We start from the raw sequence: 22,944 nt of genomic DNA, 5'->3' as shown, positions 1-22,944 counted from the left end.
ACTGTGGGCCAGGGAAACCTGGCCCACAGTCGTGTTGGTGGAACTACTTCTTCTCCTGACTTCCCGCCAGGGTCCCGAGGTACAGTTCGATCACCTTCGGGTCGTGCATCAGGTTGGGGCCGGAGTCGGTGTAGGCGTTGCGGCCCTGGTCCAGGACGTACCCGCGGTCGCAGATCTGCAGACACCGGCGGGCGTTCTGTTCCACCATGATCACCGAGACTCCCGCCGCGTTGATCCGCTTGCAGCGGATGAACACCTCGTCCTGGAACATCGGGGACAGCCCGGCGGACGGCTCGTCGAGCAGCAGCACGGACGGTTCCATCATCAGCGCACGTCCCATCGCGACCATCTGCCGTTCACCGCCGGACAGGGCGCCCGCCTTCACCTTCTTCCGCTCGACGAGCAGCGGGAAGAGGTCGCCGACGAACGCGAATCGCTCCGCGAAGAGCTTGGGCCGCAGATACATCCCCATCTCGAGGTTCTCCTCGATGGTGAGCGACGGAAAGACGTTCTGTGTCTGCGGGACGTAGCCGACGCCCTTCTGCACGAGCACGTGGGCGGGTTTGGACGTGATGTCCTCGCCCCGCAGGGTCACCGATCCCTCACGCACCGGTATCAGCCCGAACAGCGACTTCAGGAGCGTGGACTTCCCGGCGCCGTTGGGACCGATGATGCCGACGATCTCACCCTCGCGCAGGAAGAAGTTGCATTCGCGGAGGATGTTGACGCCGGGGATGTAGCCGGCCACCACACCGTCCGCGCGGACGAGGGCACCCTCGGCGAGCCGGGCATGCTCCTCGGGTGTGGCCGCGAATTCCGCAGGGGTCAGTTCGGTCATGGGTTCTCACGCCTCAGCTCGGTGATGTCGGGTTCGGAGAGGTCGCCGCCGGTCTCGAGGGTTTCGGCCTCGGCGTTCTCGAGTGCCTCGGCCAGAACGGCCGTCGCGCCCACCGGATTTCCCTCGTCGTCGAACTCGAGTGCCTGATCGTGGTGGCTGCCCAGGTAGGCGTCGACCACCGCGTTGTTGGACGAGAGGTGTCCCGGTGTGGACTCGGCGATCACGCTGCCCTGCGCCATCACCACCACCCAGTCGCTGATGTCGCGGATGACGTCCATGTCGTGTTCGACGAACACGACCGTCATGCCCTCGTCCCGAAGCGATTTGATGTGGCCGAGCAGGCTCTGGGTGAGCGCCGGGTTCACGCCGGCCATCGGCTCGTCGAGCATCACCACCGTCGGCTCCGTCATCAGCGCCCGCGCCATCTCGAGCAGCTTGCGCTGACCGCCGGACAGCGAACCGGCGAGATCGTCGGATTTGGCGTCGAGCTTGAACCGCGCGAGCAGTTCGTTGGCCCGTTCGGTGACGGCCCGTTCCTGCGCCTTCCACGTCCACGGCAGAAGCGTGTTGACGATGCGTTCGCCGCGTTGCCCGGTGGCGCCGAGCCGCACGTTGTCGAGCACCGTCAGCTTCGACAACGCCTTGGTGAGCTGGAACGTGCGGACGACGCCGCGGCGGGCCACCTGGTGCGGATACATCCGGCCCAGCGACTGGCCATCCATCGACCACGTGCCGCTGTCCGGCCGGTCGAAACCGGTGAGCAGGTTGAACAGGGTGGTCTTACCGGCGCCGTTCGGACCGATCAGTCCGGTGATGCAGCCGCGCTGAATCTCCAGATGCGCCACATCGACGGCCTTGAGCCCGCCGAACGTCCGGGACACGTTGTCGACCACGAGGATCGGGTCGGGTTTCGGTGCGCCGGGGGAGTGCGGGACGTCGGCGAAGATCGAGGCCCGTTCCTCGGCGGTGAGCACGGTGGTGGTCTGCTGATGATCCGGCAGTCTGTGGTCAGGCATTGAGCTGCACCTCCCGCTTGTTGCCCAGTATGCCCTGCGGCCGGAAGACCATCAGCACCGCGATCATGATGCCGAGCAGGACGAACCGCATGGCCCCGACCTGCTGTTCCGTCAGCGGCAGCAGCGGATCGGGCCCGGAGATGGCCTGCCGCAACAGGGCGTCCGGGATGGCCAGCAGGAACCAGAACAGCATCGCGCCGACCACCGGTCCGAAGACCGTCGCCGCGCCGCCGAGGATGAGGGCGCCGAACGCGAAGAACGTCTGCGCGGTGGAGTAGAAGTCGGGGTTGATCGACTTGGTCTGCAGCGCGTTGAACACGCCGCCGAGCCCGCCGATCATGCCGCCGAGGACCAGCGCCTGCATCTTGTAGACGAAGACGTTCTTGCCGAGTGCGCGAGCGGCGTCCTCGTCCTCGCGGACGGCCTTGAGGACACGGCCCCACGGACTGTGCGTCAGGAGAAACACGAACCCGCACAGCACCAGGACGAGAGTCCATCCGACGACCATCGACCAGAGGTCGTCGCCGTAGAACTTCACGCCGAGGAAGTTGTACTGCTTACCCGAGTCGAACGGGCTGAGCGTGGTGAACGGGTCGGCGAAACCGAACAGGCCGTTGGTGGATCCGGTGATCGAATCCGAAGCGGTGGACCGGAAGATCAGCCGCAGGATCTCGGACGCGGCGATCGTGACGATGGCGAGGTAGTCGGCCCGCAACCGCAGCGTCGGGATACCGAGGACGACGGCCAGCAACCCGGCCGCGGCGAGACCGACGAGGATGCCGACCCACAGCGGCTGCTGGTAGGTGACGGTCATGATCCCGACGCCGTAGCCGCCGAGGAGGGCGAACCCGATCTGACCGAAGTTCAGCAGTCCGGCGTAGCCGAAGTGCAGGTTGAGGCCGATCGCCAGCAGCGCGTAGAAAATCGCCGACGGGCCGATCAGCTGGGCGAGCGAGACCTGGAGTGCTCCTGCGATGTCCATGCCCTCACCCGATCCTTTGCCGGCTGCCGAGAATGCCCTGAGGCCGGACGACCAGGATGACGATCAAGATGAGCAGTCCTCCGATGTACTTGAGGTCGGGGTTGATCACCAGCGTCGACAGCTGGACGAGCAGACCGACGATCACACAGCCGAGCAGCGCGCCGTAGGCGGTGCCGAGTCCGCCGAGCGTGATACCGGCGAACATCAGTAGCAGGAGCTTGAAGCCCATCTCCCACTGCACGCGGCCGCCGAGTTCGGAGATGCCGAACAGGACGCCGCCGAGCGCGGCGAGACCGCCGCCGAGACCCCACACGAAGCGGATCACCCGTTCGACGTCGATGCCGGACGACGCGGCCAGGTCGCGGTTGTCGGACACGGCGCGCATGGCCTTGCCGATGCGCGTCTTCTGCAGCAGCAGGGCCACTCCGACGAGAACGACGAGACTGATGCCGATGCTCACGAGGTTGGCGTCGGTGATCGCGATCGGACCCCAGTGCCTTTCCACCTGGGCCTGGTAGTCGACGAATGGTTCCGCGCGATCGGAGAAGAAGATCAGGATCAGGTAGCGCAGGGAAATCGCGAGTCCGATCGACACCACCAGCTGCGCTATCAGGCCGGTCTTGCGTCGTCGCAGCGGTTTCCAGATCCCGGCATTGTTCAGCAGTCCGATCAGGATTCCCACGAAGACCGCGAGGATCGTGGCCGGGATCAGCTGCACACCGAACGTCACGTTGATCACCCACGCCGCGACCGCACCGAGGGTGACGAGTTCGCCGTGCGCGAAGTTCGTCAGGCCGGTGGTGCCGTAGATCAGGCTCAGCCCGACACCGGCGATGGCAATCACGAGACCGAACCGGAGCCCGTCGATGGTCTGGCGAATCAGCTTCTCGTAGAACGGGACCGCGGAACCGGTGCGGGCCTCGCCGAACGAGAAGATCACCGTGTTGGTGCGACCGGCCACCACTTCCCGCTGCACCGTGGCCTGCACGCTGACGTCGTCGGGAAGCGAGTCCGCCACGATCTCGAACGTGTACGTGCCGGGCGCGACCTGGAGTTCCCAGCGGCCGTTCGACTCCGACGTCGCCTTCGCCACCTCGCTGCCCGACGAATCGAGAGCGCGCACCTCGACGTCCGCGAGCCGTTCGCCCGCGTTGTTGAGATTGCCGCTGACCCGCACCGCGTTCTCCGGGGGCGCCGGTTGCCCGCTCGTCGCGGGCGGTGGGGGCGGTGGGGTGGGTTCCTGCGCCGCCGCGGGACCGCCGAAAGCGATCGCCGCGACGAGGCCGAGCAGGACGAGGACGAACGCACGGCCGAGCTGCCGGGTGACCGACCCTCTTCTCGTGCGTTTCCTCGCGGATTTCGGTCGCGTCCTCACTGCTGGGAGTCGCTTCCTCACGGTTGGGGCCACGCAGGTCCTCCGGGGACGTGTAGATCGGTCAGGAACGTGCTGCGACGGACTCGACTACCGCCCGTGCCGCAATTTCCGGACTCTAACGGCTCCGGTCGCGCGAAATGGGGTTCTCGGATTTCCGGCACGTTTCGGTTGGGTATCGAACCATCCGGCTGATCGGTGTCGGATCGGCTCCCTAGACTGGGCAACCGTGAGCCCTGCAACCACCCCCCGGTCCACCACGTCCCCCGCGTCCGGCGCAGCCGCGTCGTCCGACGATCGCCCCACCCTGATGCTGCTCGACGGCCACTCGCTGGCCTTCCGTGCGTTCTACGCCCTGCCCGCCGAGAACTTCAAGACGCACAGCGGTCAGGTCACCAACGCCGTCTACGGGTTCACGTCGATGTTGATCAACCTGCTGCGCGACGAACAGCCGAGCCACGTGGCGGCGGCGTTCGACGTGTCCAGGCAGACGTTCCGGGCGGAGAAGTTCCCCGAATACAAGGCGAATCGCAGCACGGCTCCGGACGAGTTCAAGGGGCAGGTCGAGATCACCAAGGACGTCCTCGGGGCTCTCGGCATCCCGGTGATGGCCGAGGCGGGCTTCGAGGCCGACGACATCATCGCCACGCTCACCACCCAGGCCGAGGCGCTCGGGTACCGCGTCCTCGTGGTGACCGGCGACCGGGACTCGCTCCAGCTGGTCACCGACGGCGTCACAGTGCTGTACCCGAAGAAGGGCGTCTCGGACCTCACCCGGTTCACGCCGGCGGCCGTCGAGGAGAAGTACGGGCTCACACCTGCGCAGTACCCCGACTTCGCGGCACTGCGCGGCGACCCGAGCGACAACCTGCCGGGCATCCCGGGTGTGGGGGAGAAGACCGCCACCAAGTGGATCAAGGAGTACGGCGATCTCGTCGGCCTGGTCGACAACGTCGACAAGGTCCGCGGCAAGGTGGGTGACGCGCTGCGGGAGAACCTGCCGAACGTCCTGCTCAACCGGGAACTGACCGAGATGGTGCGCGACGTCCCGCTGCCGTACACCCCGGACCAGCTGATGCTCGCGCAGTGGGATCGGGAGAAGATTCACGCGCTGTTCGACGACCTCGAGTTCAAGGTGCTGCGCGACCGGCTGTTCGCCACGTTGGCGCCGGTCGAAGCGGAGGCCGAGGAGGGTTTCGAGGTGCGCGGCAGCGCGCTCGATCCCGGGGCCGTCGCGGACTGGTTGTCGGCGCACGCGTCGACGGGCGAGCGATCCGGCGTGTCGGTGGTCGGCACCCGCACCCCGTACGGCGGTGACGTGACGGCGATCGCCATCGCCGCCGCAGACGGTGAGGGCGCCTACATCGCCACCGCGTCCGCCACCCCGGAGGACGAGAAGGCGCTCGGCATCTGGCTCGCGGACGCGGATCAGCCGAAGGCCCTGCACGAGGCCAAGTGGGCGATGCACGCGCTGCGCGGACGCGGCTGGGTGCTCGGTGGTCTCACCAGCGACACCGCGCTGGCGGCCTACCTGGTGCGCCCCGGGCAGCGGACGTTCAACCTCGACGACCTGTCGCTGCGATACCTGCGCAGGGAGCTGCGGGTGGAGGAGACCGGCCAGGAGCAGCTGTCGCTGCTCGACGACGCCGACCAGGTCGACGCGGAAGCCGCCGAGACCGAAATTCTCAGCGCCCGCGCCGTCCTCGACCTCGCGGCCGCGCTCGACACCGAACTCGCGAACATCGAATCCACGGCGCTGCTGTCCGAGATGGAGTTGCCGCTGCTGGAGGTGCTGGCCGTCATCGAGGCGTCCGGCATCGCCGTCGACGGTGACCACCTGCACGACCTGCAGAGCCGGTTCGCGGCCGAGGTCTCCGCGGCGGCGGAGGCGGCCTACGGGGTCATCGGCAAGCAGATCAACCTCGGGTCGCCCAAACAGCTGCAGGTCGTGCTGTTCGACGAGCTGGAGATGCCCAAGACGAAGAAGACGAAGACCGGATATACCACGGACGCCGAGGCGTTGCAGAACCTGTTCGAGAAGACGTCGCACCCGTTCCTCGAGCACCTGCTCGCGCACCGCGACGCGACGCGGCTGAAGGTGACCGTCGACGGGCTGCTGAAGACGGTCGCCGAGGACGGGCGCATCCACACGACGTTCAACCAGACCGTCGCGGCCACCGGCCGGCTGTCGTCGACCGAGCCCAACCTCCAGAACATCCCGGTACGCACCGACGCCGGCCGGCAGATCAGGGACGGGTTCGTCGTCGGCGAGGGCTACGACTCGCTGCTCACGGCCGACTACAGCCAGATCGAGATGCGGATCATGGCACACGTGTCCGGTGACGAGGGGCTGATCGAGGCGTTCAACACCGGCGAAGACCTGCACAGCTTCGTCGGCGCGCGTGCGTTCGGCGTGCCGATCGAGGAGGTCACGCCGGAGCTGCGCCGCCGTGTGAAGGCGATGTCCTACGGGCTGGCGTACGGGCTGAGCGCGTTCGGTCTGGCCGCCCAGCTCAAGATCTCGACCGAAGAGGCCAAATCGCAGATGGAGGCGTACTTCGCGCGGTTCGGCGGGGTGCGCGACTACCTGCATGAGGTCGTGGAACAGGCCCGCAAGGACGGCTACACGTCGACGCTGTACGGGCGTCGACGTTACCTGCCCGACCTCACCAGCGACAACCGCCAGCGTCGGGAGGTCGCCGAGCGCGCCGCGCTCAACGCCCCCATCCAGGGCACGGCCGCCGACATCATCAAGGTCGCGATGATCAACGTGCAGCGGTCGCTGCGCGAGGCGGGCCTGAAATCGCGGATGCTGCTGCAGGTCCACGACGAACTCGTGCTCGAGGTCGTCGATTCGGAACGGGAACAGGTCGAACAGCTGGTGCGCGAAAAGATGTCCTCGGCCATCGAGCTGTCGGTGCCGCTCGACGTGTCCGTCGGCACCGGTCGCAGTTGGGACGCCGCCGCACATTAGGCGGCGGCGGTCCTCCGCCCTACTCGGCGGGCGCCTGCTCGGCGATCTGCTTGCGCACCTCGTCCATGTCGAGTGCCTTGACCTGCGTGACCAGATCCTCGAGCGCCGCGGGCGGCAGCGCACCGGGCTGGCTGAACACCAGCACACCCTCACGGAACGCCATGATGGTCGGGATCGACCGGATGTTCGCGGCGGCGGCGATGCCCTGTTCCGCTTCGGTGTCGACCTTGGCGTGTACGACGTCGGGGTGCTGCTCCGACGAGGCCTCGAAGGTGGGGGCGAAGGAGCGGCACGGTCCGCACCACGATGCCCAGAAGTCGACCAGAACGACATCGTTGCCGGTCACGGTCTCGTCGAAGTTCTGCTGAGTCAGAGTCTTGGTGGCCACGAGGGTCCTTTCTTTCGGTGACTGCTTTGCGTGTGCAACGCCGCGTCGCCGTCGATTCTTCCCTGCGGCGTCGTCAGCCGGTGCGCTCCGTGTCCCGGAACGTGCGGCGGTAGGCCTGCGGGGTGGTGTGGCGCAGCCGCAGGAAATGCTGCCGCAGGACGGCGCCGCCGCCGAAGCCGACCCGTTCGGCGATCACGTCGACCGAGAGATCCGAGTTCTCCAACAGATGCTGCGCGGCCAGCACCCGCTGATCGCTGAGCCACCGGGCCGGGGTGGTCCCGGTCTCGGCCTGGAACCTTCGCGCGAACGTGCGGGGAGACATGTTGGCCTTGGCCGCCACCGCGGTCACCGACAGGTCGAGGGCGAGGTGCTCGGTCATCCAGTCGAGCAACGGCCCGAGGGTGTCGATCGTCGTCGACGGCAGCGGCATCGCCACGTACTGCGCCTGACCGCCGTCCCGGTGCGGCGGGACCACCATGCGCCGCGCGATCCCGTTGGCCACCCGGCTGCCCTGTTCCTTGCGCACGATGTGCAGACACAGGTCGATTCCCGCGGCGGTGCCCGCGCTGGTCAGGACGGGATCGTCGTCGACGTACAGGACGTTCGGGTCGACCGTGGCGGCCGGGTGGAGGTCGGCGAGCCGCTGGGCGTGCCGCCAGTGGGTGGTGCATGTGCGTCCGTCCAGCAGCCCGGCCGCGCCGAGCACGAAGGCGCCGCTGCAGAGGCTGGCGACCTTGGCGCCCCGGTCCACCGCGGCCCGCAGTTTGTCGAGGAGGGGGTCCATGCACGGGTCGGGGTCCTTCGCGCAGACGAAGGTGCCGTCCGCCTCGGCGTAGGTTCCGCCCGCGGGAACGACGATGAGGTCGGCGTCGTCTAGCCGGTCGAGGTCGTACGGCACGTCGATGCCGTATCCGAAGCGGGTGCGGATGGGTTCCGGTGAGCCGGCGACGAGCGAGAAGTCGTAGGTGGGGAGTCCGTCGTCGGATCGGTCGAAACCGAACACCTCGCAGGCGACACCGAGCTCGAACGCTTCGGTGAGCGGCATGAGCGGTACGACGACTTTTTTCAGCACCGTCTCAGTGTGGCAGAAATACGGTCAACAATGTCGTTTCTGCCACTTTTTCTCGGAGGTCGATGCTACGAGGCTGAAGACATGACAATCCTGGTCGTGGTACTCCTCGTGTTCCTGGCGCTCGACGCGCTGGCGCTCGCCGGCCGCACGCCCGACACGCACAACGAAGTCATCCAGCACGGGGACTTCCGATTTTGAGAGGGAATCTGGCGGTCCAGTATGCGGGCGCGGCGCTCGCCTGGGGCGCGAGTTTCCTCTTCATCAAGGTCGGCCTCGAGGGCCTGTCCTTCACGCAGGTCGTGCTGTGGCGACTCGTGTTCGGGGCGGTGACCCTCGGTGCCGTCCTCGGACTCACCCGGACGCGGTTGCCGCGCCAAGCGGCGACGTGGGCGCACCTGTCGGTCCTGGCGGTCGCCCAGTGTGTGGTGCCGTGGTTGCTGTTCAGCTGGGCCGAGCAGAGCATCAGTTCCGGCCTGGCCAGCATCTACAACGCGACCACGCCCCTCATGACGATGTCGGTGGCCCTGGCGTTCCTGCCTGGGGAGAAGCTCACGGACGCAAAGCTGTTCGGCCTCCTGCTCGGATTCACGGGGGTGGTCGTGGTGCTGGCGCCGTGGCAGGCGGGGATCATCGGCAGCGTCCCCGCCCAGGTCGCGTGCCTCGGCGCCACCGCGTCGTACGGCGTGGCACTGGTCTACCTGAGGCGGTTCATCCTTCCGCGGGGCGTCGGCACGCCCACCATCGCGTTCATGCAGGTGTCGATCGCCGCAGCCGCCATGGTCCTCGCCGCCCCGTGGGTCGCGAGCACGCCGATGCACCTGACCCCCGCGATCGTCGCGTCGATGATCGGGCTCGGGGCGTTCGGCACCGGACTGGCGTTCGTGTGGAACACGAACGTGGTGCGCGGCTGGGGGCCCACCGCGGCCTCCACCGTCACCTACCTGACACCGGTGGTCGGCGTCGTGCTCGGTGCGGTCGCACTCGACGAGCGCATCTCGTGGAACCAGCCCGTCGGGGCACTCGCGGTGATCGCGGGAATCGTCGTCACCCAACGGTCTTCGCGCACGGCAGCGGAGACGGTCGCCGCGGACGCGTCGTGATCATGGTGGTGCCGTGACGACCCACTCGCGTTTGGCGTCCCCGTCCCACCGGCGCACCACCGACGCCCGGCCGATGATGTCGCCGCCGTCGAGGAGCCGCGCGGCCTCTGCGATCTGATCGGCAGGCAATCGTCGCGCGAGAGTCACGTGCGGCGTCCACTCGCCCGGGCGGATGTGCGGCGTGATTTCCGTGGCGTGCGCCGCGAGATCGAACACGCTGCGGTGCAGGGACAGCAGCGCCTTCGACGGCACCACCAACCGGGACAGCGTGACGTGCCTGCCGCCGAACATCACGAGCCCGCCCAGCCGGATGTGGAACGAGGGCGTCGCGATCCGGCGGCCCAGCAGTTCGTCGATCTCGGGTGGGATGTGGCGTGCCACGAACAGGGTGATGTGAGGCCGATTCGACTCGGCGCGAACGCGAGTGCGGCTGGGCATCCCGGCATCCCACAGGCGTTGCCACTCCGCGCGCACGGCAACGTCGGTCGCTTCGTCGAACAGCAGTTCCACCGACTGGACCATGGTAGGCAATGATGGCCTCATGAGCGGTGCTACGGCAAACATTTCCGATACCCGGATCGGGGTGCTCCTCGGCGACGGCATCGGTCACGAGATCGTCCCCGCCACCCAGCGGGTGGTCTCGGCCGCGGTGACCGCGGCAGGAGGCGGCGACGTCGACTGGGTGGAACTGCCCCTCGGCCTGGGCGCCATCGAGTCGCACGGAACGCCGATCCCCGACTCCACGCTCTCCGCGCTGGACGAACTCGACGCCTGGATCCTGGGCCCGCACGACAGCGCCGCCTACCCGGAACCGTTCCGCGGCCGGCTGACCCCCGGCGGGGTGGTGCGCAAGAGATTCGACCTGTTCGCGAACATCCGCCCCGCGCGCTCGCTCGAGGGCGTCGCGTCGACGGTCCCGGACATGGACCTGGTGATCGTCCGGGAGAACACCGAAGGCTTGTACGCGGATCGGAACATGTTCGCCGGCAGCGGCGAGTTCATGCCCACTCCGGACGTGGCGCTGGCGGTCGGCGTCGTGACGAGGAAGGCGTGTGAGCGCATCGCGCACACGGCATTCGCGCTGGCGCGCACCCGCGGCCGGCACGTCACGATCGTGCACAAGGCCAACGTGCTGTCGATGACGACCGGGTTGTTCCGCGACGTCTGCCGGGAGGTGGGGAAGCGCGACTACCCGGACGTGCGGATCGACGACGAGCACGTCGACGCCATGACCGCGCACCTCGTCCGCAGGGGACGCGACTTCGACGTCGTGGTGACGGAGAACATGTTCGGCGACATCCTGTCGGACCTGACCGGTGAGCTGTCCGGCTCGCTCGGCACCGCCCCGTCGATCAACAGTTCCGAGACCAAGGTGATGGCGCAGGCGGCGCACGGAGCCGCCCCCGACATCGCGGGCCGCAACCGGGCCAATCCCACGGCGCTGATGCTGTCGGCCGCGATGATGCTGGAGTGGCTCGGGGAACGCCGCGCGGACCGGCATCTGGGCGGCGCGGCCCACCGGATCCGCGACGCGGTCCGTGCGACGATCGCATCCGGAGTCGCCACGGCTGACCTGGGTGGACTCGCGTCGACCGGTGAATTCACCGAGACGGTCCTCGCCCGGACACTGCGTCGCTGAAACCGCCGCCACGGGCCGGGACAGGCCGTTAATGTTCGGTAACGACGTCCGCAGATGCGGGTGCCGTAACCTACCGTTCGACTATTCGGAGTTCGCGAGTTCTCCGTCGCCGTAGCTCGCTCGGTGTACCACGATTTCCTTGGAGGACATGCCAGTGTCTGGTCGATCCGTCTTCGCGCGAGGCCGAGTGGCCCGCACCATCTGTGCACTGGCGGGCGGCAGTGCTCTGCTGCTCGCCGGATGCGCCAGCAACACCGAGGGCGGTGGTACGCCTTCCGGAGAAGAGACCGTCGCCGTGGAAGTCGACAAGGTGGATGCCATCGCGGCGACACTGCCCGAGAAGATCGCCTCGTCCGGCAAGATCATCGTCGGTGTCAATATTCCCTACTCGCCCAACGAGTTCAAGGATCCGAGCGGCAAGATCGTCGGCTTCGACGTCGACCTCGTGGACGCCGTGAGCAAGGTGCTCGGCGTGACACCGGAGTACACCGAGGCGGACTTCGACAAGATCATCCCGTCGATCCAGGCCGGCAGCTACGACATGGGCATGTCGTCGTTCACCGACACCAAGGAACGCGAGCAGTCGGTCGACTTCACCACCTACTTCAGCGCCGGAGTGCAGTGGGCGCAGCCCGCCGGCAAGTCCGTCGACCCCACCAACGCGTGCGGCCTGCGGGTCGGCGTGCAGACCACCACCATCGAGGATCTCGAGGAGGTGCCCGCCAAGAGCGCGGCGTGCGTCGCGGCCGGGAAGCCGCCCATCGAGATCGTGAAGTTCGACAGCCAGGACGACGCGGCCAACGCCGTCGCCCTCGGCAAGGTCGACGCGATGTCCGCCGACTCGCCCGTCACCGCGTACGCGATCAAACAGAGTGACGGCAAGATCGAGGCCGCGGGCGAGGTCTTCGACGCCGCGCCGTACGGCTGGCCCGTCGCGAAGGGGTCGCCGCTCGCACAGACCCTCCAGCAGGCGCTGCAGCATCTCATCGACGACGGCACCTACCGGACGATCGCGGAGAACTGGGGTGTCGAGGCGGGCGTCATCACCACGTCCCAGATCAACGGCGCCACGAGCTGAGCGGTTGACGAGTGTCTGACGTGGAGAAGGCCCCGGACCGGTCCGGCACCGAGACGGGGCAGGAACCGGAACCGATCAAGGCGATCCCGCTGCGGCGGCCCGGCCGCTGGATCGCCGCGATCGTCGTCGGCCTGCTGCTGGCGTTGTTCGTCAACGGTGCGCGCACCAACGAGGCGTACCGCTGGGACGTCTACGCCCGCTATCTGTTCGATGCACGGATCTCGGCCGCGGCGTGGAACACCATCCAGCTGACGATCCTGTCGATGGCGATCGCCATCATCCTGGGTGTCGTCCTCGCCGTCATGCGGCTGTCGCCGAACCCGGTGCTGAAGGCGGCGTCGTGGGGGTATCTGTGGATCTTCCGCGGGACCCCGGTCTATGTGCAGTTGGTGTTCTGGGGACTGTTCCCGTCCATCTACAAGCAGCTGGATCTGGGCATCCCGTTCGTCCACCAGTTCGTGCACATCGACCTGCAGGGAATCAACGCGGCGTTCCTGTTCGCGGTGATCGGGCTGGGACTCAACGAGGCCGCGTACATGGCCGAGATCGTCCGGGCCGGCGTGAACTCGGTGGCCGAGGGGCAGACCGAGGCGTCGGTGGCGCTCGGCATGACCTGGTCGCAAACCATGCGCCGCACGGTCCTGCCCCAGGCCATGCGGGTGATCATCCCGCCCACGGGCAACGAGCTGATCAGCATGCTGAAGACGACATCGCTGGTCACCGCGGTGCCGTACAGCCTGGAGTTGTACGGACGTGCCAGAGACATCTCGGGCGCGAACTTCCAGCCCATCCCGCTGCTGATGGTGGCCGCCACCTGGTACCTCGCCATCACCAGCCTGCTCATGATCGGCCAGTTCTACCTGGAGCGGTACTACTCGAAGGGTGCGTCCCGCAAGCTCACCCCGCGGCAACTGCAGGCGCTCGCGGACGCGCAGGGCAAGCCGCTCGTGATCGAACCCGGGCCGGAGACCTTGCCCGACACACCCGGAGGGGAACGACGATGACGCCGATGGTCAAGGCGGACCGGGTCTGCAAGAACTTCGGGGCGCTGAAGGTACTCAAGGGTGTGTCACTGGAGATCGACGCCGGCCAGGTCCTGTGCCTGGTCGGGCCGTCGGGCTCGGGGAAGTCGACGTTCCTGCGATGCATCAACCACCTCGAGCAGGTCAACGCCGGGCGGTTGTACGTCGACGGCGAGATCGTCGGGTACTCCGAGCGTGGCGGCAAGCTCTACGAACTCCATCCCAGGGCGGCCGCGAAGCAGCGCCGCGACATCGGGATGGTGTTCCAGCACTTCAACCTGTTCCCGCACCGGACGGCACTCGAGAACATCATCGAGGCGCCCATCCAGGTGAAGAGGCTGAGCAAGAAGAAGGCGCTCGAGCGAGGGCGTGATCTCCTCGAGCAGGTGGGACTGAGCGAGAAGGCGGACGCATACCCGGCGCAGCTGTCGGGTGGTCAGCAGCAGCGCGTCGCTATTGCCCGCGCGCTGGCGATGGACCCCAAGCTGATGCTGTTCGACGAGCCGACGTCCGCCCTCGACCCGGAGCTGGTCGGGGAGGTGCTGACCGTGATGAAGGATCTCGCGGCCGGCGGCATGACGATGGTCGTCGTCACGCACGAGATGGGTTTCGCGCGCGAGGTGGCCGACCAGCTCGTGTTCATGGACGCCGGCGTCGTCGTGGAATCGGGCAATCCCCGCGAGCTGCTCGCCAATCCGCAGCACGACCGCACCAAGTTGTTCTTGTCGAAGCTGCTGTAGTGGCCTCCGGCCCCGTGAGTACTTCTCAACCGCGGGCGGTTAAGAAGTACTCACGGGTTTGCGGCAGCTGAAGATGGCGGTGCCGGGGAAGATTTGTCCCCGCAGCGGGCTCCACTGCCCCCATTCCCGGTCGAGCCACTCGGGCCACTCCGGCTCGATGATGTCGCGCACCTCCAGTCCGGCCGCCACGATCTCGCGCACCCGGTCGCCGATGGTCCGGTGGTGCTCGACGTAGGTGGGGACGCCGTTGCCGTCGACCTCCACGTAGGGCGTGCGGTCGAAGTAGGGAAGCGACGCAGTGAGTCCACGGGGGCCCGGATCGTCCGGGAAGATCCAGCGGATCGGATGGTTGACGGCGAAGACCCACAGCCCACCCGGGCGAAGAACCCGGGCCACCTCGCTCATCACCTGCTGTGAGTCCGCCACGAACGGAACTGCTCCAAAAGCGGAACACGCGATGTCGAAGCTCGCGTCGGCGAAGGGGAGGTGCTCGGCTCCCGCATGAACGAGCGGCACGGTCGTGCCGCCGGCCCGCATGGCCTCGACCCCGCGGGTCAACATCGACATGGACAGGTCGAGCCCGACCGCCCGGGCGCCCCGGCCGGCGAGCCACCGCGCGCAGGGAGCGGAACCGCAGCCCACCTCGAGGACGTCCTTGCCCGTCACGTCACCGAGAAGGTGGTAGTCGCCCTCGTGGAGTCCCTCCGGACACCAGACGAACTCACCCTCGGACGAGTCCACGCCGAGAAACTCGCCGTGGGTGCGGTGGTAGTCGTCCGCATCGGCGTCCCACCAGGCACGGCTCGCGCGTTCGCTGGACTCGGAATCGACGCGGACGCGGCTCACCCCGGACGTTCCGAGGACGCTGTTGGCGGTGCCGTGACGGTCGTCTTCGGGCGAGAGGGGAGAATCGGACGGGCGAGGATCGGGCATGGGCAACAGAGTAGAGCGTGAGAACGTGCCCGGGTTTGCCCAGCTTGCCCACGGGCGCGTAGCCTATTGCACGCGAGTGTCTCTGTGTGCGGCATCGGATTCGGTTCAGTTCGAGTTTGTTCGGTTCCAGTCGGGTGTCGTTCACTGCGCTTGCGGTGATCTGATTCGGCGGAATGTTTCGTCGGTTCAGGTTGCTTGTCCGACAGAACACCATCAACCGACCACAACCCGTCCGGAGCAACTCAACACATGCCCTCCACCACCGTGACCTCGCCGCAGGTAGCCGTCAACGACATCGGCTCCGCCGAGGACTTCCTCGCCGCCATCGACGCAACGATCAAGTACTTCAACGATGGCGACATCGTCGAAGGCACCATCGTCAAGGTCGATCGTGACGAGGTCCTGCTCGACATCGGTTACAAGACCGAAGGCGTCATCCCTTCCCGTGAGCTCTCCATCAAGCACGACGTCGACCCCAACGAGGTCGTCTCCGTGGGCGATGAGGTCGAAGCTCTCGTCCTCACCAAGGAGGACAAGGAAGGCCGACTGATCCTGTCGAAGAAGCGCGCTCAGTACGAGCGTGCCTGGGGCACCATCGAGGAGCTCAAGGAGAAGGACGAGGCCGTCAAGGGCACCGTCATCGAGGTCGTCAAGGGCGGCCTGATCCTCGACATCGGCCTGCGTGGCTTCCTCCCCGCTTCGCTCGTCGAGATGCGCCGTGTCCGCGATCTGCAGCCGTACGTCGGCAAGGAGATCGAGGCCAAGATCATCGAGCTCGACAAGAACCGCAACAACGTCGTCCTCTCGCGCCGTGCATGGCTCGAGCAGACGCAGTCCGAGGTTCGCAGCGAGTTCCTGCACCAGCTGCAGAAGGGCCAGGTCCGCAAGGGCGTCGTGTCCTCCATCGTCAACTTCGGTGCCTTCGTGGACCTGGGCGGCGTCGACGGCCTGGTGCACGTTTCCGAGCTGTCCTGGAAGCACATCGACCACCCGTCCGAGGTTGTCGAGGTCGGCACCGAGGTCACCGTCGAGGTTCTCGACGTCGACCTGGACCGCGAGCGCGTCTCCCTGTCGCTCAAGGCGACGCAGGAAGACCCGTGGCGCCAGTTCGCCCGCACGCACGCCATCGGCCAGATCGTGCCCGGCAAGGTCACGAAGCTGGTTCCGTTCGGTGCCTTCGTGCGCGTCGAAGAGGGAATCGAAGGCCTCGTCCACATCTCCGAGCTGGCCGAGCGCCACGTGGAGGTCCCGGACCAGGTTGTCGGCGTCAACGACGATGCACTCGTCAAGGTCATCGACATCGACCTCGAGCGTCGTCGCATCTCGCTGTCGCTGAAGCAGGCCAACGAGGACTACAACGCCGAGTTCGATCCGTCCAAGTACGGCATGGCGGACAGCTACGACGAGCAGGGCAACTACATCTTCCCCGAGGGCTTCGATCCCGAGACCAACGAATGGCTCGAGGGCTTCGACAAGCAGCGTGAGGAGTGGGAGAACCGCTACGCCGAGGCTGAGCGTCGCCACAAGATGCACACCGCTCAGATGGAGAAGACCGCTGCAGACGAGGCCGCCGAGGCTGCCACCGCTGCTGCCGGCTACTCCTCCGAGTCGGGTGCCGGCGACGCCGACGCCGCTTCGGCTGCCAGCACCTCGTCGTCCGAGTCTGCCGGCGGATCGCTGGCCAGCGACGCACAGCTCGCCGCTCTGCGCGAGAAGCTGTCGGGCAACGCCTAGCAAGTCCGCCTGACGCGTCAGGCAAAGCCGAAGACCCCGCTCCTGCACTGCAGGGGCGGGGTCTCGTCGTTGCAGGCATCCGAACATGACTGTGGCCCAACCTCTCCGGAGGTTGGGCCACAGTGGTGTCGGGTGAGGAGGGTGCTCAGTTCGCGGTGGCGGGAATCCAGTAGCCGGACGACGACTGCACCTCGGCACGCTTGCGCATCATTGCGAAACTGTGCCTGCCCTGGCCGATGAGTGCGGTGAGCCAGGTCCGGCGATGCTCGGCCAGCGCGGACGCCACCTCGGGGATCTCGATGCAATGCACCCCGCCCGCGATGCCGAGGCGGTGCCGACCGAACTGGTTGCGGTGATCGCGCATGGCGTTCCTCTTCTTCGAGAAGGTGCAGGTCGGGTGCGTTCGCTCGAACATAACCGACCATGTCGGAGATCTGTGGTATTTGGGGCAGGTGAGTCTGCAGAGAAGGAAGAGGGTGGAGATCGGCGAGGGACGTGCGTACTCGTTCCGCGGCGGGTGCAACACTGGGAGGCGTGTTGAGAATCGGCCTCACTGGAGGCATAGGAGCCGGTAAGTCCACCGTGTCGAAGGTCCTCGCCGAACTCGGGGCCGTCATCATCGACGCCGATCTGATTGCGAGGGAGGTCGTCGAACCCGGAACACCCGGCCTCGCTGCCCTCGTTGACCGGTTCGGTGAGGAGATCCTGACGGAGGACGGCGCACTCGACCGGCCCGCCCTGGCAGCGCGTGCCTTCGCCGACGACGAATCACGGCTGGCGCTGAATGCGATCGTCCACCCGCTCGTCGGGGCGCGCACCACCGAGACGATCGAAGCGGCGCCAAAGGACGCGATCCTCGTTCAGGACATTCCACTGCTGGTCGAGGGCGGAATGGGCGCAGCGTTCCACCTGGTCGTCGTCGTATTCGTCGATGCCGAGGAGCGGGTGCGGCGGCTCGTCGGATCGCGGGGGATGCCCGAGAACGATGCGCGGGCGCGGATCGCAGCTCAGGCGGACGACGATCAGCGGCGGGCGGCGGCCGACGTCTGGCTCGACAACAGCGGCGCCCCGGGCGCGCTCGAGCCGGAGATCCGGGCACTGTGGTCGGAGCGACTCGTGCCCTTCGAGTCCAACATCCGCACACGGTCCGTCGTCCGTGTCCTGCCCGAACTCGCCCCGCCGAATCCGCAGTGGCCCGCGCAGGCGGATCGGTTGATCGCTCGATTGACACTGGTGTGCGGTGACCGCGCCGTACGGATCGACCACATCGGGTCGACGGCCGTCGAAGGATTGCCCGCCAAGGACGTCATCGACGTCCAGGTGACCGTCGCGAACCTCGAGACGGCCGACGACCTCGCAGAATCTCTCGCCGACGCCGGTTTCCCTCGCATCGAGCACATCACCGCCGACGACCCGAAGCCCTCGTACCAGGGCGGAGAGACGGACCCGGCGCTGTGGGGCAAGCGAATCCACGGCGGCGCGGATCCGGGACGGCCTGTCAACATCCACATTCGTGTCGACGGATGGCCCGGACAGCAGTTCGCGCTCGTGTTCCGCGACTGGCTCCGCGCCGACACCGACGCCCGGACCGAGTACCTCGCGGTCAAGGAAGGTGCGGCGGAGAAGGCGGCCGGTCACACGGACTACCGTGACGCGATCACCGCCTATGTGGACGCGAAGTCCCCGTGGTTCGACCGCGCCTATCACCGGGCGTGGGAATGGGCCGAGCGGACCGGCTGGAGCGCGTAGGTCACCGCCAGTCGATCGGCATTCCGATCGAAGCCAGCCAGCGGCCGAGGTCGTGGCCGTGCGCGGCGATGCCGTCGATCGCCGTGGTGGCGGTGAGGATCGCCTGCTCGACCGTCGCGGTGTCGAGCAGGCCGGTGCTGTGCGCCTCGATCAGCTCGTCGACGTCGAGGAGTTCGGTGTCGCGGCCGGTGCGGACGACCAGATCCAGGTAGTGGTCCTCCGACTTCCACACGTCGTCACCGCGGGTGAAGGTGCCGATGTCGACATAATGGTCCTGATCGCGCTGGTGGTAGGGGTGGTAGTGGAAGATCGACGCGCGCAGACCGAGGTCGGGGAGCAGCCACGACTCCAGGTAGTGGAACTGTCGGTGGTCGGAGGTGCGCGCCATGTACAGCCCCCACGGTTCGACCCGGTAGTGATCGACGTGGCGGACGAAACCCTTGGGGTCGGTGTTGGTGTGATCTCTCAGGTCGAAGTATTCGACCTTCGGTGGGTGGATGTCGTGACTCGCGCCTGCCATGGTGGGGAACCTACCGGGTTTTTCAGCTGACCGAGATCGTCGGGGAGTTTGTCGGTACCTGCGCCTACCCTGGTTGCATGGCGTTTGCATCCGAGCACCCCGTGGTGGCACATTCCGAGTTCCGTCCCATCGGGGACATCGAGCGGTCGGAAGCGCGGTTCGAGGTCGTCAGCGACCACAAGCCGGCCGGCGACCAGCCCACCGCGATCGCCGATCTGGAACGCCGCATCAACGCCGGCGAGAAGGACGTGGTCCTGCTCGGCGCCACCGGGACGGGTAAGTCCGCGACCACGGCGTGGCTGATCGAGAAGGTGCAGCGGCCCACCCTGGTGATGGCGCCCAACAAGACGCTCGCCGCACAGTTGGCCAACGAGCTGCGCGACATGCTGCCCAACAACTCGGTGGAGTACTTCGTCTCGTACTACGACTACTACCAGCCCGAGGCGTACATCGCACAGACCGACACCTACATCGAGAAGGACTCGTCGATCAACGACGACGTGGAGCGACTGCGCCACTCCGCGACGTCGAGCCTGCTCTCGAGACGGGACGTGGTCGTGGTGGCGTCCGTGTCGTGCATCTACGGCCTCGGCACCCCGCAGTCCTACCTCGACCGGTCGGTGCAGCTCGAGGTCGGTGTGGAGGTTCCGCGCGACGCTCTGCTGCGGCTGCTGGTCGACGTGCAGTACACCCGCAACGATCTGGCGTTCACCCGTGGATCCTTCCGGGTGCGCGGCGACACCGTCGAGATCATTCCCTCGTACGAGGAGCTGGCGGTCCGGATCGAGTTCTTCGGTGACGAGATCGAAGCGCTGTACTACCTGCATCCCCTCACCGGGGACGTGGTGCGGAAGGTCGACTCGGTGCGTATCTTCCCGGCCACGCACTACGTGGCGGGTCCCGAGCGGATGGAACGTGCCGTCAAGGACATCGAAGCCGAACTCGAGGAACGGCTCGCCGACCTCGAGAACAAGGGCAAGCTGCTCGAGGCGCAGCGTCTCCGGATGCGCACCCAGTACGACCTCGAGATGATCAAGCAGGTCGGGTTCTGTTCCGGCATCGAGAACTACTCGCGTCACATCGACGGTCGCGGGCCGGGCACCGCGCCCGCCACGCTCATCGACTACTTCCCGGAGGATTTCCTCCTCGTCATCGACGAGTCCCACGTGACGGTCCCGCAGATCGGCGCGATGTACGAAGGCGACATGTCGCGCAAGCGGAACCTCGTCGAGTTCGGGTTCCGCTTGCCGTCCGCCACCGACAACCGCCCGCTGACGTGGGAGGAGTTCACCCAGCGCATCGGGCAGACGGTGTATCTGTCAGCCACGCCCGGCAAGTACGAGCTGGGGCAGGCCGGCGGGGAGTTCGTCGAGCAGGTCATCCGCCCCACCGGTCTCGTCGACCCTCAGGTCGTCGTCAAACCGACCAAGGGGCAGATCGACGACCTCGTGCACGAGATCCGCGAACGCGCGGACCGGGACGAACGCGTCCTCGTCACCACGTTGACGAAGAAGATGGCGGAAGACCTCACCGACTATCTCCTCGAGCTCGGTATCCGGGTGCGGTACCTGCACTCGGACATCGACACCCTGCGCCGGGTCGAGCTGCTCCGGCAGCTCCGGCTGGGGGAGTACGACGTTCTGGTGGGTATCAACCTGCTGCGTGAGGGCCTCGACCTTCCCGAGGTGTCGTTGGTAGCCATCCTCGACGCCGACAAGGAGGGGTTCCTGCGGAGCTCGACCAGCCTCATCCAGACGATCGGCCGTGCGGCTCGTAACGTCTCCGGCCAGGTCCACATGTACGCCGACAAGATCACCGACTCGATGCAGCACGCGATCGAGGAGACCGAGCGGCGGCGGGAGAAGCAGATCGCCTACAACGAGAAGATGGGCGTCGATCCGCAGCCGCTGCGGAAGAAGATCGCAGACATCCTCGACCAGGTCTACGAGGAAGCCGAGGACACGGCCAGCGGAGTCGACGTCGGCGGTTCCGGACGCAACGCCACCCGCGGGCGCCGCGCGCAGGGCGAGGCCGGGCGCTCGGTCAGCGCAGGGGTGTACGAGGGCCGCGACACGAAGTCGATGCCCAGGGCGGAGTTGGCGGACCTGGTCAAGGAATTGACCGATCAGATGATGAACGCCGCCCGTGATCTGCAGTTCGAACTCGCCGGACGACTGCGCGACGAGATCGCCGACCTGAAGAAGGAACTGCGCGGCATGGACGCCGCGGGCCTGAAATAGCGACGGCGCCGAGGCAGTACGGTCTGAAGCATGGATGCACACAACGCAGGTCGTACCGCCCGGTCTTTGGAGCTGCTTCATTCCTTCAGCTACTTCGTTCCCGAGGTCGAGGATCGTCTGGTCGAGGCAGGTCTCGAGCCGGGTCGGATGGGCTACTTCGCGGGCCGCTCCGCGCCGATGGGCGCGGTCGGTGCGGGCGTTGTCACTGCGACCTTCTTCAACTTCAGTCCCGTCGTGATCGAGTCGGTCATTCCGCGTGCCTGGGGTCTGGCCACGCCCGGGGCAGTCGTCGAGGCGCGGTACCAGGCGGTCGGGGAGGCGTATGTGCGACTTCTCGGCGAATCGGTGACGAGTTCACCGGAGATGGCCGAGGCCGCCGAACTCGCGTCGATCGCGGCGCGGGGGATTCCGGGTGTCGAGGGCAGGCCGCTGTATGCGGGGTACGCGGAGGTAGCGTGGCCGGACGCACCGCACCTCGCTTTCTGGCATGCCCTCACATTGCTGCGGGAGTACCGCGGCGACGGTCACGTCGCCGCCCTGCAGACCGCGGGACTGAGCGGACTCGAATCGCTGATCACGCACACCGCGACCGGGTTCGGCTTCCAGAAGAAATTCGCGATCACGCGCCGCGCCTGGACCCAGGACCAGTGGGACTCGGCATGCGACAGTCTCCGTGACCAGGAGATCCTGGACGACCGGGGCGAACTCACCGCCAACGGTAAGGAACTGCGGGAACTGGTCGAGGATCTCACCGACGATCTCGCGCTGGCCCCGTGGGCCGCGCTGGGGGGAGGACGGGGCGGCCCGGCTCGTCGAACTCGCGACCCCGTGGCGTGACGCGATCGTCGCGGCGGGGGTGTTCCCCGCCGGCGTGTTCGGCCCCAAGGTCGGCACGTCGCACTGACGCTGATCACAGCCTGCGCGCATCCGGAATGTGATCCGTCATGCACTGGGGATATCCCTTGTGGCATGTGTTGCAAATGCACCTATGCGGGCACCGATACGGCTAGGGTCAGCGCAGTGGCTGCTGGGTCCAGGCATGACGTGTGTCCGGACCCCGGCCAATTGACCACCGCAGACATGGAGGAATGAATGAGCGCCTACCGGACCGTTGTCGTCGGAACCGATGGCTCCGAGTCGTCGTTTCTGGCCGTCGAGAAGGCTGCTGCCATCGCGGGGGACGCCGGTGCCAAACTGATCATCGCCTGCGCGTACTACCCGGCCGATCCGAAGGACGTCGGGCAGGCCGCCGACGCGCTCGGTGACGAGGCCTACCAGATCACCGGTTCCGCCCCGACGTACGACATCCTCCGCACCGCGAAGGAGCGCGCCCACGCGGCCGGCGCCAAGGAGGTCGTGGAGCGGGCTGTCGTCGGTGCCCCGGTCGAGTCGCTGCTGAACCTGGTCGACGAGGTCGAGGCTGGTCTTCTGGTGATCGGCAACCGCGGACTCAACACGCTCACCGGGCGTCTCCTCGGGTCCGTTCCGTCGGATGCCGCACGCAAGTCGACGTCCGACGTCCTGATCGTCCACACGGTGCGCTGAGA

At 67.0% G+C, this 22,944-nt stretch carries 20 protein-coding genes and 1 pseudogene; 11 read left to right on the top strand and 10 right to left on the bottom strand.

Going from position 1 to position 22,944, the window contains the following annotated elements:
• Positions 1 to 43: 43 nt before the first annotated feature.
• The 4 genes from FND50_RS22940 to FND50_RS22925 are packed head-to-tail and all read right to left on the bottom strand — an operon-like array spanning position 44 to position 4,211.
• Complete coding sequence (locus tag FND50_RS22940) at positions 44 to 838, bottom strand: ABC transporter ATP-binding protein (RefSeq protein WP_005247455.1); 795 nt, start codon at positions 836 to 838, stop codon at positions 44 to 46.
• Positions 835 to 1,854 (bottom strand): ABC transporter ATP-binding protein, encoded by a 1,020-nt coding sequence (locus FND50_RS22935; RefSeq protein ID WP_144287218.1) that lies wholly within the window; start codon positions 1,852 to 1,854, stop codon positions 835 to 837. The genes FND50_RS22940 and FND50_RS22935 overlap by 4 nt, the downstream gene beginning before the upstream one ends.
• Entirely contained in the window at positions 1,847 to 2,836 is a 990-nt protein-coding gene (locus tag FND50_RS22930) for a branched-chain amino acid ABC transporter permease (RefSeq protein WP_005247450.1), read from the bottom strand. The genes FND50_RS22935 and FND50_RS22930 overlap by 8 nt, the downstream gene beginning before the upstream one ends.
• Before the next feature lie 4 nt (positions 2,837 to 2,840).
• Positions 2,841 to 4,211 (bottom strand): branched-chain amino acid ABC transporter permease, encoded by a 1,371-nt coding sequence (locus FND50_RS22925; protein ID WP_005260384.1) that lies wholly within the window; start codon positions 4,209 to 4,211, stop codon positions 2,841 to 2,843.
• Positions 4,212 to 4,437: 226 nt separating this feature from the next.
• Between FND50_RS22925 and polA the strand changes: the two genes are divergently transcribed.
• Positions 4,438 to 7,182: a DNA polymerase I gene (polA, locus tag FND50_RS22920; protein WP_144287217.1), complete on the top strand. Its 2,745-nt coding sequence runs from the start codon at positions 4,438 to 4,440 to the stop codon at positions 7,180 to 7,182.
• Between the two features lie 19 nt (positions 7,183 to 7,201).
• Here polA and trxA read toward each other — a convergent pair whose 3' ends face one another.
• Together trxA and FND50_RS22910 are read right to left on the bottom strand one after the other, a co-directional pair.
• Positions 7,202 to 7,570 carry a thioredoxin gene (gene trxA, locus FND50_RS22915; RefSeq protein WP_005247443.1) on the bottom strand — a complete coding sequence of 123 codons (369 nt, stop codon included), beginning with the start codon at positions 7,568 to 7,570 and terminating at the stop codon, positions 7,202 to 7,204.
• 73 nt (positions 7,571 to 7,643) lie between these two features.
• Positions 7,644 to 8,642 carry a helix-turn-helix domain-containing protein gene (locus tag FND50_RS22910; RefSeq protein ID WP_037204891.1) on the bottom strand — a complete coding sequence of 333 codons (999 nt, stop codon included), beginning with the start codon at positions 8,640 to 8,642 and terminating at the stop codon, positions 7,644 to 7,646.
• Between the two features lie 194 nt (positions 8,643 to 8,836).
• Between FND50_RS22910 and FND50_RS22905 the strand changes: the two genes are divergently transcribed.
• Positions 8,837 to 9,742, top strand: coding sequence for a DMT family transporter (locus FND50_RS22905; protein ID WP_144287216.1), 906 nt, complete (start codon positions 8,837 to 8,839; stop codon positions 9,740 to 9,742).
• On the opposite strand, the gene FND50_RS22900 is transcribed toward FND50_RS22905, so the two are convergent.
• On the bottom strand, positions 9,743 to 10,264 hold the full coding sequence (locus FND50_RS22900) for a 2'-5' RNA ligase family protein (protein ID WP_005571116.1): 522 nt from the start codon (positions 10,262 to 10,264) through the stop codon (positions 9,743 to 9,745). It lies immediately after the preceding gene.
• Between the two features lie 19 nt (positions 10,265 to 10,283).
• On the opposite strand from FND50_RS22900, the gene FND50_RS22895 reads away from it, so the two are divergent.
• The 4 genes from FND50_RS22895 (at position 10,284) to FND50_RS22880 (ending at position 14,221) form a co-directional block, all read left to right on the top strand.
• Positions 10,284 to 11,381, top strand: coding sequence for an isocitrate/isopropylmalate dehydrogenase family protein (locus tag FND50_RS22895; RefSeq protein WP_144287215.1), 1,098 nt, complete (start codon positions 10,284 to 10,286; stop codon positions 11,379 to 11,381).
• A gap of 148 nt (positions 11,382 to 11,529) precedes the next feature.
• Positions 11,530 to 12,459: an ABC transporter substrate-binding protein gene (locus tag FND50_RS22890; protein WP_050787246.1), complete on the top strand. Its 930-nt coding sequence runs from the start codon at positions 11,530 to 11,532 to the stop codon at positions 12,457 to 12,459.
• 20 nt (positions 12,460 to 12,479) lie between these two features.
• The gene (locus FND50_RS22885) at positions 12,480 to 13,463 is read left to right on the top strand and encodes an amino acid ABC transporter permease (protein ID WP_005571114.1); all 984 of its coding nucleotides are present in this window, start codon (positions 12,480 to 12,482) and stop codon (positions 13,461 to 13,463) included.
• The gene (locus tag FND50_RS22880) at positions 13,460 to 14,221 is read left to right on the top strand and encodes an amino acid ABC transporter ATP-binding protein (protein WP_005247428.1); all 762 of its coding nucleotides are present in this window, start codon (positions 13,460 to 13,462) and stop codon (positions 14,219 to 14,221) included. Before FND50_RS22885 ends, FND50_RS22880 begins: the two co-directional genes overlap by 4 nt.
• A gap of 39 nt (positions 14,222 to 14,260) precedes the next feature.
• Here the strand turns inward: FND50_RS22880 and FND50_RS22875 are convergent, their stop codons facing one another.
• A complete protein-coding gene (locus FND50_RS22875) occupies positions 14,261 to 15,154 on the bottom strand; it encodes a class I SAM-dependent methyltransferase (RefSeq protein ID WP_144287214.1) in 894 nt (297 codons plus the stop codon).
• A 249-nt stretch (positions 15,155 to 15,403) separates the two neighbouring features.
• Here FND50_RS22875 and rpsA point away from each other — a divergent pair, with 249 nt between their 5' ends.
• Positions 15,404 to 16,888 carry a 30S ribosomal protein S1 gene (gene rpsA, locus FND50_RS22870; RefSeq protein ID WP_005260398.1) on the top strand — a complete coding sequence of 495 codons (1,485 nt, stop codon included), beginning with the start codon at positions 15,404 to 15,406 and terminating at the stop codon, positions 16,886 to 16,888.
• 145 nt (positions 16,889 to 17,033) lie between these two features.
• Here rpsA and FND50_RS22865 read toward each other — a convergent pair whose 3' ends face one another.
• Positions 17,034 to 17,252, bottom strand: a complete 219-nt coding sequence (locus FND50_RS22865; protein WP_144287213.1) for a hypothetical protein — start codon at positions 17,250 to 17,252, stop codon at positions 17,034 to 17,036.
• 170 nt (positions 17,253 to 17,422) lie between these two features.
• Here FND50_RS22865 and coaE point away from each other — a divergent pair, with 170 nt between their 5' ends.
• Positions 17,423 to 18,637, top strand: a complete 1,215-nt coding sequence (coaE, locus tag FND50_RS22855; RefSeq protein WP_144287211.1) for a dephospho-CoA kinase — start codon at positions 17,423 to 17,425, stop codon at positions 18,635 to 18,637.
• A 1-nt stretch (position 18,638) separates the two neighbouring features.
• Here the strand turns inward: coaE and FND50_RS22850 are convergent, their stop codons facing one another.
• Entirely contained in the window at positions 18,639 to 19,157 is a 519-nt protein-coding gene (locus tag FND50_RS22850) for a DUF402 domain-containing protein (protein ID WP_005260402.1), read from the bottom strand.
• A gap of 77 nt (positions 19,158 to 19,234) precedes the next feature.
• On the opposite strand from FND50_RS22850, the gene uvrB reads away from it, so the two are divergent.
• From uvrB to FND50_RS22835, 3 genes and pseudogenes are all read left to right on the top strand, one after another.
• Positions 19,235 to 21,397 (top strand): excinuclease ABC subunit UvrB, encoded by a 2,163-nt coding sequence (uvrB, locus tag FND50_RS22845; RefSeq protein ID WP_005260403.1) that lies wholly within the window; start codon positions 19,235 to 19,237, stop codon positions 21,395 to 21,397.
• A 30-nt stretch (positions 21,398 to 21,427) separates the two neighbouring features.
• Positions 21,428 to 22,301: pseudogene (locus FND50_RS22840) on the top strand (hypothetical protein).
• A 188-nt stretch (positions 22,302 to 22,489) separates the two neighbouring features.
• Positions 22,490 to 22,942, top strand: coding sequence for a universal stress protein (locus tag FND50_RS22835; RefSeq protein ID WP_005260405.1), 453 nt, complete (start codon positions 22,490 to 22,492; stop codon positions 22,940 to 22,942).
• Positions 22,943 to 22,944 lie beyond the last annotated feature (2 nt).

Origin of the sequence: Rhodococcus sp. WB9 (assembly GCF_007558985.1) — a bacterium.
GTDB lineage: Bacteria > Actinomycetota > Actinomycetes > Mycobacteriales > Mycobacteriaceae > Rhodococcus_F > Rhodococcus_F opacus.
This window is presented reverse-complemented; position numbering and strand designations above follow the sequence as displayed.

Coding starts and splice junctions, on each gene's coding strand:
- FND50_RS22940 (WP_005247455.1), bottom strand. CDS start 838: ATGACCGAACTGACCCCTGCGGAATTCGCGGCCACACCCGAGGAGCAT.
- FND50_RS22935 (WP_144287218.1), bottom strand. CDS start 1,854: ATGCCTGACCACAGACTGCCGGATCATCAGCAGACCACCACCGTGCTC.
- FND50_RS22930 (WP_005247450.1), bottom strand. CDS start 2,836: ATGGACATCGCAGGAGCACTCCAGGTCTCGCTCGCCCAGCTGATCGGC.
- FND50_RS22900 (WP_005571116.1), bottom strand. CDS start 10,264: ATGGTCCAGTCGGTGGAACTGCTGTTCGACGAAGCGACCGACGTTGCC.
- FND50_RS22895 (WP_144287215.1), top strand. CDS start 10,284: ATGAGCGGTGCTACGGCAAACATTTCCGATACCCGGATCGGGGTGCTC.
- FND50_RS22890 (WP_050787246.1), top strand. CDS start 11,530: ATGCCAGTGTCTGGTCGATCCGTCTTCGCGCGAGGCCGAGTGGCCCGC.
- FND50_RS22880 (WP_005247428.1), top strand. CDS start 13,460: ATGACGCCGATGGTCAAGGCGGACCGGGTCTGCAAGAACTTCGGGGCG.
- FND50_RS22875 (WP_144287214.1), bottom strand. CDS start 15,154: ATGCCCGATCCTCGCCCGTCCGATTCTCCCCTCTCGCCCGAAGACGAC.
- rpsA (WP_005260398.1), top strand. CDS start 15,404: ATGCCCTCCACCACCGTGACCTCGCCGCAGGTAGCCGTCAACGACATC.
- FND50_RS22865 (WP_144287213.1), bottom strand. CDS start 17,252: ATGCGCGATCACCGCAACCAGTTCGGTCGGCACCGCCTCGGCATCGCG.
- FND50_RS22850 (WP_005260402.1), bottom strand. CDS start 19,157: ATGGCAGGCGCGAGTCACGACATCCACCCACCGAAGGTCGAATACTTC.
- uvrB (WP_005260403.1), top strand. CDS start 19,235: ATGGCGTTTGCATCCGAGCACCCCGTGGTGGCACATTCCGAGTTCCGT.
- FND50_RS22835 (WP_005260405.1), top strand. CDS start 22,490: ATGAGCGCCTACCGGACCGTTGTCGTCGGAACCGATGGCTCCGAGTCG.